The sequence below is a fragment of the Aeromicrobium sp. PE09-221 genome (assembly GCF_002174305.1).
Lineage (GTDB): Bacteria > Actinomycetota > Actinomycetes > Propionibacteriales > Nocardioidaceae > Aeromicrobium.
On record NZ_MIJB01000035.1, the window covers coordinates 1 to 14,979 of the forward strand.

The window sequence follows — 14,979 nt, forward strand, 5'->3', positions numbered from 1 at the left end:
ATCAAGAGCCAGGACACGAGACTTCGGGTCATGTCGTCTGCAAGAGCCAGGCCGCGAAGAAGCTCTCCATGGCCGCGTTGTCGCCGGCAGCGCCGACCCGTCCCATGGATCCGACCATGTTGTGACGGTTGAGCGCACGGACGAACTTCCGGCTTCGAAATTGCGATCCTCTGTCCGTGTGGACGATGCACCCGGCCACGTCGCCGCGCCTGGCGAGGGCATTGTTGAGCGCCGCGACCGCGAGCCGGGACTTCATCCTCGAGTCGATCGAGTAGCCCACGATCCGGTTGGAGTAGACGTCCTTGAACGCGCAGAGGTAGAGCTTCCCTTCGCCGGTGCGGTGTTCGGTGATGTCGCCGATCCACAACTCGTTCGGCCCATCGGCCTTGAACTCGTGCCGGATCACGCCGTGCTCGTCGACCACGGCGCACAGGTCGTCGTGGACCGGTGGGCCGGGCTTCTTGGCCTTTCCGCGCTTGGGCTTGCCGAAGGCCGACCACCAGCCCAGCTCGGAGCAGATCCGCCACGCGGTCCGCTCCGCCATTGGCTCACCGGCATCACGGGCTTCGTCGACGAGGAACCGGTAACCGAACTCGGGGTCGTCGCGGTGGGCGTCGAACAGGGCGTTGGCGCGGTAGGCCTGCTCGAGTTCGGCATCGGTGACCGGCTGACGCAGCCAACGGTAGTAGGGCTGGCGCGCGATCTTGAGAACCCGGCACGTCACCGTGACGGGGATCCCGTCCTCGGCCAACTCGCGGACGAGCGGGTACGTCATTTTCCCGGAAGGTTCGCCTGCGACAGATAGGCGGCCGCGCGACGCAGGACCTCGTTCTCCTGCTCCAGCAGCCGAATCCTTTTCTTCAGCTCGCGGTTCTCGGCGTTCTCAGCCGCTGTCGCGCCAGGCTTCACGCCGTCCTCGACGTCGGCGGTCTTCATCCAGTTCGTCAGGCACGACTCGCTGATGCCGAAGTCGGCAGCGATCTGCTTGAGATGAACGCCCGGCTCACGGTTCCTCGCGACACGAACCACGTCGTCGCGGAACTCCTTGGGGTACGGCTTCGGCACAGCAACATCCTTCCAGCGGCGCCCTTCAGCACCACAAATCAGATGTCACCTATCCGTGCAGCAGACCCAGTCTGCGTGCTTGGCGCCGTAGTCACCTGTCGCTTCCGTGGATGGACTGGGTTCATCGCTACCGCCGTCATAGGCTCGCGGCGACCAGCGCCTCGACCAGCTGCTCGGGTTTGAAGATCAGCTTGGTATCGAACCGCTCATCGAGCTTGTCGTCCTTATCGCGCGTCAGGGCTCGGACCCACTGTTGCTCGGTGAACACCAGGTCGCAGTAGACCGCGGGGACGGGAAGTTGGACGACGTCGATGAAGTCGTTCGCCTTCCAATTTTGATGCTGGGGCGGATGCAGGTGCTTGCTCACCCGCAGAGCGTTCGTCACCCGACGGGTGGGGAGGGACTGAACGAGTTGGAGCAGACCTACGCCACCCAAAGTCTCGGTCACTTCCGTGGCGCTGATGCCCGCGGCCGTGACCCGCTCACGGATGGCCGGGGCAATATCGTTGAAGTCCGAGTGGATGACCGCAGGGAGCAACTCAGCGCGCGACACCTTCCGCCGCGCGATCTCTTCAGCGATGCTGACTTCGTGCCGCACGAACAAGTCACCCCAGCGGAATAGGTCGAGTGGTAGGCCCGCGCGTGCGTGGGTGCTTGGACCTGGGCGCAGCAGTAGCTCTTCGAGCGGGCGGTCGATCGGAGTTCGGAGGTCGCTGCTCTTGTCTTCGGAGGCCGTCCGTTGGTCGGTCCGCCTCATGGAGTTGTGGACGCCGCCGGCAGTCAGGTGAGCGATGCCTCGTCCGAAGACGCGAGGCGCAGTCACATCGTTTGGCCGTCCGAAATGGGCGCGTAGGGCGATGTCGATCTCGTACTGAAGAAGTTGCTTGGGTGTGGTGATGGCGTCGAAGTCGGACAGCTCGATCATCGTGTCGACCAGGCGGTTCCTGGAGCCGTCGTTGTGGTTCTTGGCTGCCTCCCAGTACCGATACAGATCGAGGGGGAACGATGCCACTTCGTGCGCCCTTGCGGCCCGGCACATCTCGAGTGCATCGCGGTAGCGCTCGCCGCCGGTCCGGCCATGCGCTGCTCTGGCGAGACCGATCCATGCGAACTGATCGAGGTAGACGTGAAGCACGGGACCCTCAGATCACAACGGAGCACATGCTCGAACTCACATCCACGGACATGCTCTCCCCCCTGGGCTAGTCATAACTGCACTGTCAGTCGCGGCTTCTTCATGGGCGTCCCCCAGGTCCTGCGATCGCCGACAGAATCTAGGCGGACTCGCTGGCATCGCGGGCTCGGTGGTCCTTGTTGCCGTGGTCGGTGGGGATGTCGAGCAGTGTGAGCAGGTTTCCGTCCTTGTCGATGCAGTCGAGTAGGTCACGGTGTGGGATGTCATCGATGGCGTATCTGAACCGGCGGGTCAGGAGGTCACGCATCGCGTTCTCGCCGGGAGCTTCGGGCCGTCCGCGGAGGTTCCACCGGCGGGCGACTGACACCGTCTGAGTGAAGATGTGCATGTCGACGACGTCGTCGGTGAACTCTGATAAAGGCATCGTCGGGGAAGCTGATGTCTCCGGTTCGCGGGCAAGGTCAAACGCTCGCCGGGGGTCGCCTACACCGGGTCGTAGTCCCGCTCGCTTCATCCGCCAGTTCATGGAGGTGTTGACTAGAGCGACGAGAATTTGCCAGTCGAGCCAACCATCATTGCGTAGTCTCACGATGGTCGCTCGCCCGGCTTGATCAGACAACAGTCGTGGGAGCGTGAACCGCAGGGCCTCATTGGCCACTTCATACCGTTCGCGGATGGCCTGAAGCGACTCATCGCGGTCATAGCCCGGACCTGTAACGGTTGAGGCCGGCAAGTGCTCACACTCGGTGGGTTGAAAGGCGTCGGAGGACGACGGCCTGCTTGCGTCAGCGCATCGGGCGTAGTGATCGTCGTCCAGTAGGGCGGCAGTCTCCTCGTAGGGGCGACCGATAGACACCTTGTGCATGAGGCCGCCTCTGAACAAGGGTTCTAGGAGGTCCTGGAGTTCGTCTGGTGGGCGGACATGGACGGCGTGGAGCAGTTGGTAGCACATCGCGAGGATCGCCCTGTTGTGCGCTTCGGGGTCCGTCAGCGAGTTCGATAGGGCAACGTTAGCCAGGACCTCGGGCGCTGAGTCGTCGATGTCGATCGAGTCGTCTTCTCGGCTGGCGCCGGGTCTCACGTCCACCGTGACCCGAATTGTGCTCTTGATCAGGACCGGGTTCATCGGTGCGATGTCAGCCAAGAGGACCTGGAGCGCGGCGACGAAGCCCTCGGCGGTCAGCACCGTCTCTCGGTTGTTGTCGAACTGGAAGGTCCAGCGGACGCCGAGGGCTTGGAAGTCGATGAGTCGTCTGTGGCCGACATCGCCGAGGAGTGGGCCAGCAAGCTGCTCGGCGGCGCGAGCTTGGAACTCGTGCTCGGTCATGTCGAACCGCGAGTCGTCGTGCTCGATGACTTCGACCAACTGTTCGTACCAGTTAGTCGTCTTGTGGGCTGCTTCGATAAGTGGTTCAAGATCGGGCCAGAATGTGCGGATGCCGGCTAGCTCCAAGGTGGCGTTGGTGTCGTGTGCTGCGAGGTCGGGGTGTTTGTCGTAGTCGAATGGATCGGTCAGCATCTGGGCGCGCGCCAGGAGTGCGACCTCGGTGAGTCGGGCAGCGTCGACCCAGGTGCCGGCCTGCTGGGCGTACTTGGCTGTCTCCAGCAGGGCCTTGGGCACGTGCACCTGCACGTCGATGTCGTCGCTCATCATCGCCAGGGCAGCGGCGGTGCACGCGTACATCTTGGCCGCGTACATCAACCCGAGGCTGGCGTATAGCGAGCCCAGGTAGCGCATCGTGAGGATGGAACCGTAGATGGTGTCCCCGTTGAACCACTTTGCTTTCGCGTTGTGCAGCTCGGCCAGAGCCTTCAGGGGCTGACCAGCCCTCACGAAGGCCATCCCGCGATCGCGGCATCGCTCGGCGGTGGCGGCGTCGCCCTGTACTTGGGCCAGTACGATGTCGAAGCCGTCACGGACCTTTTCGTAGTTGGTGTGCCCGGAGGCTGCTGGCGCGTACATCGTGAACAGACGCGCGAGTTCGCTGGACGAGTAGGCGCGAGCCCGCGGCAGTAGGTCGACCAGCTGCGTCAGATAGGACATCGCCGCGTCGAAGTCGAACAGGTGCGACACCGGCAATGCCGAGGTATCGATGGCGGACTTGTCGAGTCTCACTCCGACGTTGGAGGCAACCGCGGCAGGTGGGGGCTTGCCGTCAGTCGTCTCGATGCCCTCCCAGTCCGGTACCAGGTGGGCGAACGCAAGTGTTCCCGTCAAGGTCGCCGACCGCACCGGATGCGTCACCGAATCGGTGGCGTCGAGCAGGTTGACGAGGTGCGACCGTAGCCGCAGCATCGCAGCACTGATCTCGGATGCCTCGGCCTTCGCGACCCCGGTCATCCACATCGTCCCCCAGTACGAGCAGAGCGTCACAGCATCGTCAACGATGTTCGGCCGGGTGCTCGTACACGCGTAGTCAACGGCGCGACGAACCAAGTCCTCGATTCCGGTCGCGACGCCCATGCCCCGGAACCGCGCGATAGCCATCTCGTAGCACGCTCGGAACACCAACTCGGTGTCCAAGCCATCTGCGGAGTCAGCCAGGAACGCCCCCATGAAGTCCAACCACTCCGGCAAGTCGGCATTCGCGTGCTCATCCCAGGTCGCGTGTCGAAGTCCGTGAGTGATCTCGCCCTGTACCGCCGGCGTCAGGGCTACTGGCCCATGGTTGCGACGCAACCCATCGATCAGATCCGCGTACCACTGCGGTGCCGGCTCGTCCTCCGGCGTGGGGACCAGATGCGAAGGCAGTTCGAGGTAGTGCCGCGCGACCCACACCAAGTCTGCCTCGGCGAGGAACGTCGCAATATCACCGCCGCAGAAGATGTCCAGGGTCACTCCGTAGGACTCGCGGGCGGTCCGCTGGAGGTCGTGGGTCACGCCCTCGGAGATGGGGTGCACGCTGAAGAATGCGACGTGGTCAACGTCAGCCGCATCGTCGGCGCAGATGCCGGCGAGGTCACTGAGAACCTTCTGCTTCAGACTTCCGCTTTGGACGGTGCAGGCCACCACCACCGGCGACGTAGAGGCCGCAGCCGCGAAGCCTGCCGAGTGCGGCAGCTCGCTCGGGAGGCGGGTTGTGAACGTCTCCGCGTCTCGCTGCTGATCGCCGCCCGAACTGACAGGCCCGGTCGCGATCAAGATGTTCGAGCTGATCCGCTTCTGAGCAACCCGCGTAGCGATCTCCTCGAACCGATGATGCTCGTTCCGCGACGAGAGCTCGTCCAGGCGGAACCGGATGTACGCCTCCGTCTCAGGGATGTGCTCAGTCACAGCTCTATTCTCCCTTACGGTTCCGACGTGCAACGGGTGCGCAGCTGTCACCTCCCCGAGGCTCGTCGATGTCGGTCGGCTCCTCATCGTGCGGAGCGCGGTGCCACACCGGCTGCTGGTGCGCCGGCGATGTCCGTGGCTGCGGATAGCGTCATGGCTCATGGATGCAACTACCACAGCGCTACTAATCTCTGCGGTGTCGCTGCTGTTGGCGGGCCTATCGCTTGGCTGGCAGATCGCTCAGTGGCTGCTGTCAGCCGGCCGAGCCAAGGCGGCCCTGATGCATGGACTGATGCAGGGCACAGGTGCCTACGTCGGGCCCGTCGGCAAGGGCGGGAGTCCATTCGACTTGGACAAGCTTCGACGGCAAGGCATCGATGGGCCACCGGTGGTCGGTATCCAGGTCGTCAATCATGGACGGGCGCCGCTGTCAGTGGAGCGGGTGTCGCTGTGCACGCGGGGCGGAGTCATGCAGTTCGTCCCGATCGGTGACGTGCTCGGTCCCGAATTGCCGTACCGTCTCGAACCTGGTACAAACGCAAGCTGGTACGTGACCGAGGACAACGCCGCCCGTCTTGCGCACAGTTCTCGCGAGGCCTTGGGCGAACCGGTCATCGGTGTGTACATGACCGCTCAGTTGGGCACCGGCAAGACCGTCAAGACACCGCATACGCTACGCCTATAGACGGCGCCAGAATCCGCTACTCAACGATCTGTGATCGTTCAGCCAGGTAGTCGTCGGCGGTGGCGAGAAACGCCCGATAGAGGGTTCTCGCGGCGTCATGCGAACCATCGATCGGGAACTCGATGCCGAGCCAACGCCAGACAAGGCCCTGACTGCTGTACTCGCCAAGGCTCCATGCCTGAAGTTGTTGGCGCACGATGCCGGCCGCGCGCCCTCGCCCGATGGTGTAATCGTCAAAGTGCTCTGCGACGTTTCGAAGCGTCTTGAGCGAAGGCACTGCTTCATCGAAGGCAGTGAGGCGTTCGACGAGCACTCCCTGAAGTTCCTGAACGCGTGTCGTGAAGCCTATGGCGCGGCGTAGTCGGGTGAGCGCTACTAACAGAAAGTGGAGGTCTATCTCCTGCCGCCAGACTTCGTTGCCGGGAGCGCTGGGATCGACGACAGGATGTGTCACCCGGCGATGCTGCATGTACGCCGCGTTGATCACGTGGTTGCTTCCGTACGCATGCGCCCGACAAGCGCCGCGTCGGTAATCGGCGTCTGCTGCGCCTCCGCGAACTCGTTCAGCAGCGCTCGTGCGTGCTCTGGCAGGGTCATACTTGCGCCTGACCCGCATTTGCCCACGGCGCTCACCAGGCGACTACCCCTCGTCGGGCTTGGGCAGGACCTGCGCAAGGTCGTCTTCGACGTCGAGACCGTGCGCGGCGGCGATGACCGCGATCTGCATGCCAACGCCGGTGCGGAGCTCTCCAAGCGCCTCGCCGAACCAGTAGTCGTGCATAGCCCATCGCTGATCGCGGAATAGGTGTCGTTGGCGCGCTGCCTGGTCGGCGGGGTCTTCGACGGCTCCGACGCGCTCTAGGAAACGGACGCAGAAGCGACGCATCACCCGGAGCGGACCGCTCAGCTCCGCGCCGATCCCACCCGCCGAGAGCACCTTGGTCAGGTAGTCACGGATGTCGATCACCGAGGCCACGCACTGCTCGGGAACTTCGTTGGTGTAGGTCGAGAACAGCACGCGTCGTACTTCGACGAAGGCGATGACAGCGCGAGCGACAGTGATGTCGGCGGTCGCCGGCGACCACGAGACACCGAAGATCGGCGTACTCACACCGTTGACACGTGCCACGATCTCGGAGAACTTCACACTCTCGAGTGTGGCACCCGGCGGATCAGTTGACCCCTTGGACGCGCCCGTCGCCCAGTCCATCGAAACGCTGCACACCGCGTACTCGAAACCTAGGCAGGCACGGATACCTGTGAGTCGGAGCGGTCGCGTGCCGCCTCGCGGCGCCGAACAATCGCTTCCTGAGTTCGGGCGCGGATCAGGAGCGTGAGGCTGACCGGTCCCATGGTGATGAACTTCATTGCGTTCCAGATTGCCCACAGCACTACCAGATGCAGCGAGCCTGGGGCGCCCTGATCGAGAGCGTTGGCGCAGATGCTCGCGATCAGTAGGTAGGGCGCGGCGAGGAGCATCGCGGGGACGCCCCACTTCAAGTTGGGTCGGTGTCGGATCGTGTCGAGCAGCCGGTTGGTCGGCATGTAGCGGCGCAGGTAGTAGCGGGCGTGGGCGCTGAGCGTCCAGATCAGGCGGATCATGGCGGGCCTCTCGTCACACGTGTCTCTCCGTCGAGGAGGCAGTACGTGTATGAGCGCCCAAGCTGGGCCGTCCCGAAGGACCCGCAATCGAGGAGAACCTGCCTCGGCGTCCACTGTACGCCCGAGCCCGGACACGCGGAACCCACCCGTTCACCGGGCCACACCCAGGTGGCGGGGGTGGCCGGACGCGTGAGTGCGCCACGGCACCGTCGCGCACTTGCGCTGGATCGATGACGGTCCCGCGCACGAAGTGGCTTTCCCTGCGCGACACGGCCTCAGGGGCCGCGACCGATCACCATCAGCATCCATACTTGGAACGGAGGAGTTGTGCGTCGGCACGGCCCGAAGGCACTTCGCGGACCTGGAACAAAGGGGTGCCCGCTGTGATCGAGCGACGTGACATCGACGATAACGAGTTGTGGTGGCTTGGCGAGGGTCCTGGCGCGCACGCAGACGAGCCGCGGGACAGCGAGACCGTAGCCGCGTCGTTGGCGGGACGGTTCCGCTTCGTTGAGGAGTCCGAGTCGAGCGCCGGTCTTCGGCACCCTCAACTCGGTGCGTTGCATGCGATCTTGGCCTACCGCTCCACCGAAGAGGACGAACCGATCACTGTGGTCATGCCGACCGGCACCGGCAAGACCGAGACGATGCTTGCCGCTTACTGTCATTCGCCGTCTCGGACGCTGGTGGTAGTGCCGTCTGATGCACTTCGGACCCAGATCGCGGAGAAGTTCGCGACGCTTGGGGTTCTACCTGCCGTCGGTGCTGTCGTTGACGACTTCATGTGCCCCGTCGTCCTTGTAGTCAAGAGTGGGCTTCAGACGGTCGACCAGGTGGAGCGCCTTTTGACGCCTGCGAATGTAGTCGTGGCTACGGCACAGGCGCTGAACGCGTGCTCGGATGAGGCGCGTACACGCCTCGCGCAGTCGTGTCGCCGCTTGTTTGTCGATGAGGCCCACCACCTGGGCGCCCGTACTTGGAAAGAGGTGGTCGACCTCTTCGGCGGCCGCGAGGTCGTGCAGTTCACGGCAACGCCTTACCGCGAGGATGGCCGGCACCTGGGCGGCCGCATCGCATACGCCTACCCCCTCCGGCTGGCGCAAGTTCATGGCTACTTCGCCCGAATCAACTACCACTCAGTGATCGACCTGACTGACCCCGACCGGGCGGTCGCTACCGCGGCGGTGGAGCAGTTGCGGGCGGACCTCGAATCTGGACTCGACCATCTTCTGATGGCACGCGTTCGATCGGTCGAACGGGCGAAGGAGATCATCAAGCTGTACGAGGAGATTGGCTCCGAGTTCGCTCCCGTTCGCATCGACACAGGGATGGCGGAGTCGACCCGTCGGAAGCACCGTGACAAGCTCTTCAACCGCGACAGTCGCATCGTTGTGTGTGTCAACATGCTCGGCGAGGGATTCGACCTGCCGGCGCTGAAGATCGCGGCGATCCACGATCCGCAGAAGAGTCTTGCGGTCACGTTGCAGTTTGTTGGGCGATTTACCCGGGTTGGTGACGACTCTCTTGGAGAAGCATCTGCGTTCGTCCCGCTACAGGTTGCGGGAGTCGATGAACGTCTTCGCAAACTCTACGGCGAGGACGCCGACTGGAATGAGGTCATTCGGGATCTCACCGAACACGGAGTGGGGCAGGAGAAGGATCGGACGGAATTCGAGCTAGCTTTCGGGTCAGTTCCACGCGAAGTCGCCATGCGCAGCATTCATCCGAAGATGAGTACCGTCACCTATCAGGCGGCCACGTCGCTCACCTGGAATCCGGAGAGCATCTACGACCTATTCGAGGACCGGTTGCTGACCACTCGGCTCGGCATCAACAACAAGGACAAGGTGGTGTGGTGGGTCTCGCGCGAGGCCACACCTGTCAGATGGGGAGATTTCGCCAGCTTCAACGAACTGGTCCACCACCTCCACGTTGTTCATGTCGATGACGCGGCAGGATTCCTGTACATCAACAGCACGAACAACGACTCAATGCACGAGGACATCGCGAAAGCTGTCGGCGGTGACAGTGTGGCGCTGGTCAAGGGCGAGACGGTGTACCGCATCCTGTCCAAGGTCAAGCGCCGAGTCCCAACCAACGTCGGCCTCCTCGACTCGGTCAGCCGCAATCGCCGCTTCTCCATGCATGTAGGCCAGGACGTACTCCACGCATGGCGCGGCGAAGGCGGCACGAAGATGAAGACCAACATCTTCGCGCACGGCTTCTCTGACCAACGGGCTGTCAGCTTCGGAGCATCTCGAAAGGGACGCGTCTGGAGTCACGAGCAAGCTCGCGACATTCACGACTGGGTCCGGTGGGCGCGCCAGGTTGGCCCAACCATCACCGACACCTCCATCTCGCTCGACTCCGTCATGTCGGGATTCCTACTGCCGGAGCCCGCGCGAGAGCGGCCGCCATACGTTCCCCTGTCGATCGAGTGGCCGTATCAACTCGTTGCAACGTTCAGCGATCGACGGAAAGTGAGTTACAACGAGCAGTCGTTCTCGCTTCTCGACACGGAGCTTTCCCTCACCGATCACACGGCGGACCAACCAGTGCGGTTCGAGGTCAAGACACCGTCCTGGGCGCTTGAGTTCGAGTTCGAGTTCTACGAGGACGATCCGCCGGCGATCCGCCCTGTCACCCACGACGGACAGATAGTCACTCCGTCTGGCACGGGCAGCCTCGCGGCGTTCCTCACGGCCCACGGTCTCCTCGTGACATTCGAGAACGAGCTCGTCCTGGTCGAGCAGGGCTTCCTGCTGAAACCGGACCGCGAACGGCGACTCTTCCCGACCGACGCTATCGAGACGATCGACTGGTCTGGTGTCAATATCAAACGTGAATCCCAAGGCGCCGAACGTGACCCGGCCACCATCCAACATCGCGCGATCCAAGCGCTCTCGGCCGAGGAAGAGTGGGAAATCGTACTCGATGACGACGGCACGGGTGAACTAGCCGACATTGCTCTTCTACGTCGAACCGACGACGGGCTAGAGGTGCTGCTAGCACACTGCAAGTACTCGTCCAAAGATAAGCCGGGCGCGAGGATCGAGGACCTGTACGACGTCTGCGGCCAATCGATGAAGACGAATCGGGCGAAGTCGATGCCGGAGTTGCTCACCAAGCGACTTTTCCGGCGAGAGCAGAAGCGCCAAGCAGCCGGAGGGAGTGGCCTCATTGTGGGGGATATCGAGACGCTAGCAACCATCGTCCGTGAAGCGCGCTACCGCGTTCTCCAGGTCACCGTCGCCATCATCCAGCCTGGAATGTCCAAGTCGGGAGCAAGTGAGGACATGCGAGCACTCCTCGGAGCGACAGATCGCTTCCTCGGCGAAACGCATGGAATGAAGTTACGCGTGATCGCGAGTTCATGAACATTCACCCTCGACAGCGAGCAAGGCGGCCGGACACGACCCGCTTCAGAGGCTGAGGTCGGGCGAGGTTCGGCTGGCGGATCGACGTTCACCGCCTGGCACGTGCTCGCCCTGGACGTACGTTCGGATGGCTGCTGCGGCGCGCGCTCGCGCGATCTTCTGCGCGTCGCTCTCACCCTCAGCGCCGAGCGGAGTCGGTCCGGTGATTCCGTAGCGGCCTCGGTAGGCCGCCACGGTGCGCGCTGCCCGCCGCCAGGTCTGCGCGGCTCGTGCACGTTTCGGTTCTGCCCCCAAAGCGGCGATCCACTCCTCACCTTCGATCCGAGCCCTATCGAGCAGTGCGTTCGCGCGGGTCTCGATCATCTCGCGCCGTTCATCGAGAGCCTGCCGCATATCGTCGGTCATCGGGCCGTCCGCGGACGGGATCAGTCCCGCGATCAGCCGTGGCGTCTTGCGGGTGCGGCCCGACCCAGCCGGCCTGGAGGTGGCGCGGGCGACCCTATGGCGCAGGACGGAGGCGATGTCGTCGGCGTCTTCGAAGCTTCGCGCGGCTACCAGGCGAGGGAGGAGGGTGTCGAGGTTGTGGTGGTTGGCCTCGGCTCGGCGGAGTTCTGCGGTGAGTGCCCCGAACGCTTCGGTCTCGATCGCGGCCTCGGCTTGCTCGGTCGTGAGGCCGGAGGAACGTATGAGGGTGGCCCAGCGGTCGCGTTGGGCTGCGGCGGCGATGGTCTCGTACTCGGCGGCGAGCTGGGCGATCGACCCCCAGCGCTCGTGTTCGGCGGTGATGGTCTCGTGCGCGGACAGTTCCGCACCGACGTGCTGGAGCACCCCGAACAGCACCGACCGACCTGTGGCGTCGGGGGTGTCGCCTGTATGTGGCTCGGCGTGCTCGTCGGCGCGGTCGAGGATCACGTAGGCGTTGTTGGCGTGCTTGCCGCGGGTCATCGCGACGTAGAAATTCTCCCTTGTCGTGGTCGGCTCCACCAGTACATGTGCGGTGTCGACGGTGACACCTTGCGCCCTGTGCGCCGTGACCGCGTAACCCAGATCAACATGGTCGGCCACATAGGAGGCGGGGAGGACGATGGAGCCGCCGAACCTGCGGCCGGTCTTGCGGATCGTGACCGACCCGTCGTCGCGGACGCCGGTGATGGTCCAGGTGTCGCCGTTGCGCACCCAGTCCTTGCCGTTGCGCAGGCGGCGGTCGTTGCGGCGGGTGATGATCGTGTCCCCGACCCCAGCAGTGACGCCGCCGTTCAGCTCGACCTCCCGACCAGGCTTCAACGTACCGTCGAGAATCAGATCGGCCCGAGCGCGCTGGTTGAGGGCGCTCACGTCGTCGCGGGTCTCGGCGACCAGCACCGACGCCAAGCCTTGGTTCCGGTCGGCGCGCCATGCGGTGTAGGCGGTATCGGTCATCGCCTCGGCGTCGCCGTCGTGGATGCGGTCGTGGTCGAGGTAGGTGTCGATCACCTCGGTGCGGCCGTGGCGGAGGGCGAGGGAGGCGGTCTTCTCCCAGGCGTTGGTGAACCGGTGGACGTCGAGCAGCTCGGGTGCATCGTCGCGGTCGTTGACGAGGAGTCCGAAGGCTCCGCCCGCGTCCACGGACTGGAGCTGGGCGTAGTCGCCCACCAGCAGCACCTTCGCCCCGGCTCGTTCGGCCAGGTGGGTGATGCGGTTTAGCGAGAGGGTTCCGGCGAGGGAGGCTTCGTCGATGATGACGAGCTGACCGGCCTCGAAGTCGGTGCCGTGGACGAGGTGGTTGGTCCACCACTTCGCTGTGTTCTCCGTCGCGATCCCCAGGTCGTCGGCGAGGACCTGCGCGGCGACCGCCGAGGGCGCCAGTCCGACCACGGACCCGGCGCCGTGTTCCTTCTCCCACGCGCGGCGTAGGGCGTTCATGGCTGTGGTCTTCCCGGCGCCCGCCGGGCCCACCAGCACATCGAGCATCCGGCCAGAGACCGCGATCTTCGTGAGCGCATCGGCCTGGTCCTCACCGAGCATCCGGCCGTCTTGGTCAGGCTTCGGGGTGACCTTCTCGACCGTCGCCAGCGGCACGGTCGGCCCGGTCGTGGTACGGGAGCGGTCGAGCAGACGGTCCTCGGCGGCCAGCAGCAACTCGGAGGAGAACACCGTCGAGTGCTTGGGCCGGAACACGCTGGTGCCATCCACCCGCCGGAACGCGGCCGGGCTGGTGGCGAGGTCGGGCGGCGTCAGCCGCAGCGATGCTTGCTCGGCGGCGTCGGCGATCATCGCGACGACCGCTTCGCGGTCGTGCATGGTGGCGAAGCGCCAGCCCATCGTCTGCCGCGACGCCTCGGCCATCAGGTTCCACCGCCGCCACGTGGACCGCTTCTCACCCACCACCCCGACCACGGCCTGGCCGAGTTCGGCGATCGCATCCAGTGGTACGTCGTCGGCGCGCAGCAGCAGCGGCTTGTCGTTGTCGGTGACGGCGCCTGCCCAGGTGGTGGAGTCGTGGCCGAGTACCCCGGTGGCGCGGGTGCGCCACTCGGCAGTCAGGTCGGCCAGCGACCGCACCTGCTTCTCCGGACGTGTGGCGAGGGTGGCCTGGGCACGCAGCTTTATGATCGTCGCTGTGGAGGGCTGGCGGCCGTACCGGGCGACGTACTCGGCGATCAATCGGTCCTTCTCGGTGTCGATGTGCCGGGCACGAGTGGAGAACTCGGCCACCAGTTCCTCCGGCACGGCGCTGATCGCCCATGCCGGGTTACGGTCCCGACCCATGTCGCGGGCCTCCCACTCGACGCCGAAGGTGCGGGTCATGTGGTCGGCGAACACCGCCTCGTGCAACTCCGACAAGGCGACCACGGCGGCGTGCATCGGCCGACCATCCAGGCTCCGCCATTTGCCGTCGAACGCGGTCTGGACCTTGTTTGAGATGACCACATGGGTGTGCAGATGGGGGTCACCGGCGCGGGAGTCGAAGTGATCGAACGCTGTCGCCACCAACCCGGTCACATCGACCTGCGCAACCGCTCCATCGCCGGCGGTTGCACCGGTGCGGGTGGCTGCAACCTCGCGCTCCATGAACGCAACCACCTCCGCAACCGCCGCATGATGCGCCTCACCAATCAGAGCTTGGGTTCCGGCGTCGGCGACTGCCCACAACGCCGAGGCGGACTTCGGGACCGAGAAGGTGAAGTCGAACCCGGCCACCGCTCGGCGTCTGCCGCGCTCGGTCTCCTCGGCCTCGATCTGCGCGACCGCCTCGCCCTTGGCGCCCGGGCTGAGGCCGGGGTCGAGGTCGGCGATCCGGGCCTCGATCCGCTCCGGCACGGACTTGTAGGCGGGGAACGCGTGCCCGACGGGGTCGCCGGTGATCGGGTCGCGGCCCATGCCCATCAAGAGTTGGAGTTGGGCCTCCGACACCCGATCACCGACCGCGAGCCGCCCCCTGCCGAGTGAGGCGACGCCAGAGCCGAGCCATTGGCCCGGTGGTGCTCCCGCCTCCACGTAATACCTCGTCAAAGGCGTGGACAACTCGCGGTCGCCGTCTGCGGCCGCGACGGTGCGCAGCAGGTACTTGTAGCCGTCCCCGGCCGACATCACGCGCATCGAGACCGTCACCACGCCACCGCCTTTCGACGGTCAGGTGAGCGGGCGTTGACCGCGCGAACGCGCCGTCAACGCTGGTTGACAAACCTCGACCTGCAAGACGCGTGGCACTTCCGATTGCGGGCTGAACGAGAACGGATCGGTACCGGGCTAATGGCCGTGAGTGGGCGCGACTCGTCGTGGCCGAGGCAAGACATCAGCGGCAGCTGATCGAGTTCGTGCACCTGGCAGGTGATCAGCCCGGCTGTGGACTCCCCGAGGG

8 protein-coding genes and 1 pseudogene are annotated in these 14,979 nt (G+C 64.7%); 2 read left to right on the top strand and 7 right to left on the bottom strand.

Annotation, left to right across the window (positions count from 1 at the left end):
• Positions 1-52: 52 nt before the first annotated feature.
• The 3 genes and pseudogenes from BHE97_RS17935 to BHE97_RS17950 all read right to left on the bottom strand — a co-directional run.
• Positions 53-1,065, bottom strand: a pseudogene (locus tag BHE97_RS17935) (IS3 family transposase); the annotation flags it as partial.
• A 136-nt stretch (positions 1,066-1,201) separates the two neighbouring features.
• Positions 1,202-1,990, bottom strand: a complete 789-nt coding sequence (locus BHE97_RS17945; protein WP_140400248.1) for a hypothetical protein — start codon at positions 1,988-1,990, stop codon at positions 1,202-1,204.
• A 349-nt stretch (positions 1,991-2,339) separates the two neighbouring features.
• Entirely contained in the window at positions 2,340-5,474 is a 3,135-nt protein-coding gene (locus BHE97_RS17950) for a hypothetical protein (protein ID WP_087625419.1), read from the bottom strand.
• Between the two features lie 196 nt (positions 5,475-5,670).
• Here BHE97_RS17950 and BHE97_RS17955 point away from each other — a divergent pair, with 196 nt between their 5' ends.
• A complete protein-coding gene (locus BHE97_RS17955) occupies positions 5,671-6,159 on the top strand; it encodes a hypothetical protein (protein WP_201791516.1) in 489 nt (162 codons plus the stop codon).
• 16 nt (positions 6,160-6,175) lie between these two features.
• Here BHE97_RS17955 and BHE97_RS17960 read toward each other — a convergent pair whose 3' ends face one another.
• From BHE97_RS17960 to BHE97_RS17970, 3 genes are all read right to left on the bottom strand, one after another.
• A complete protein-coding gene (locus tag BHE97_RS17960) occupies positions 6,176-6,646 on the bottom strand; it encodes a hypothetical protein (protein WP_087625421.1) in 471 nt (156 codons plus the stop codon).
• 153 nt (positions 6,647-6,799) lie between these two features.
• Entirely contained in the window at positions 6,800-7,306 is a 507-nt protein-coding gene (locus BHE97_RS17965) for a DUF6650 family protein (protein ID WP_087625450.1), read from the bottom strand.
• A gap of 92 nt (positions 7,307-7,398) precedes the next feature.
• Positions 7,399-7,761, bottom strand: coding sequence for a sulfate permease (locus tag BHE97_RS17970; protein WP_087625422.1), 363 nt, complete (start codon positions 7,759-7,761; stop codon positions 7,399-7,401).
• 383 nt (positions 7,762-8,144) lie between these two features.
• Here BHE97_RS17970 and BHE97_RS17975 point away from each other — a divergent pair, with 383 nt between their 5' ends.
• The gene (locus tag BHE97_RS17975; protein ID WP_170931491.1) at positions 8,145-11,138 is read left to right on the top strand and encodes a DEAD/DEAH box helicase family protein; all 2,994 of its coding nucleotides are present in this window, start codon (positions 8,145-8,147) and stop codon (positions 11,136-11,138) included.
• Between the two features lie 45 nt (positions 11,139-11,183).
• Here BHE97_RS17975 and mobF read toward each other — a convergent pair whose 3' ends face one another.
• Positions 11,184-14,729: a MobF family relaxase gene (mobF, locus tag BHE97_RS17980; protein ID WP_236757776.1), complete on the bottom strand. Its 3,546-nt coding sequence runs from the start codon at positions 14,727-14,729 to the stop codon at positions 11,184-11,186.
• Positions 14,730-14,979: the final 250 nt, after the last annotated feature.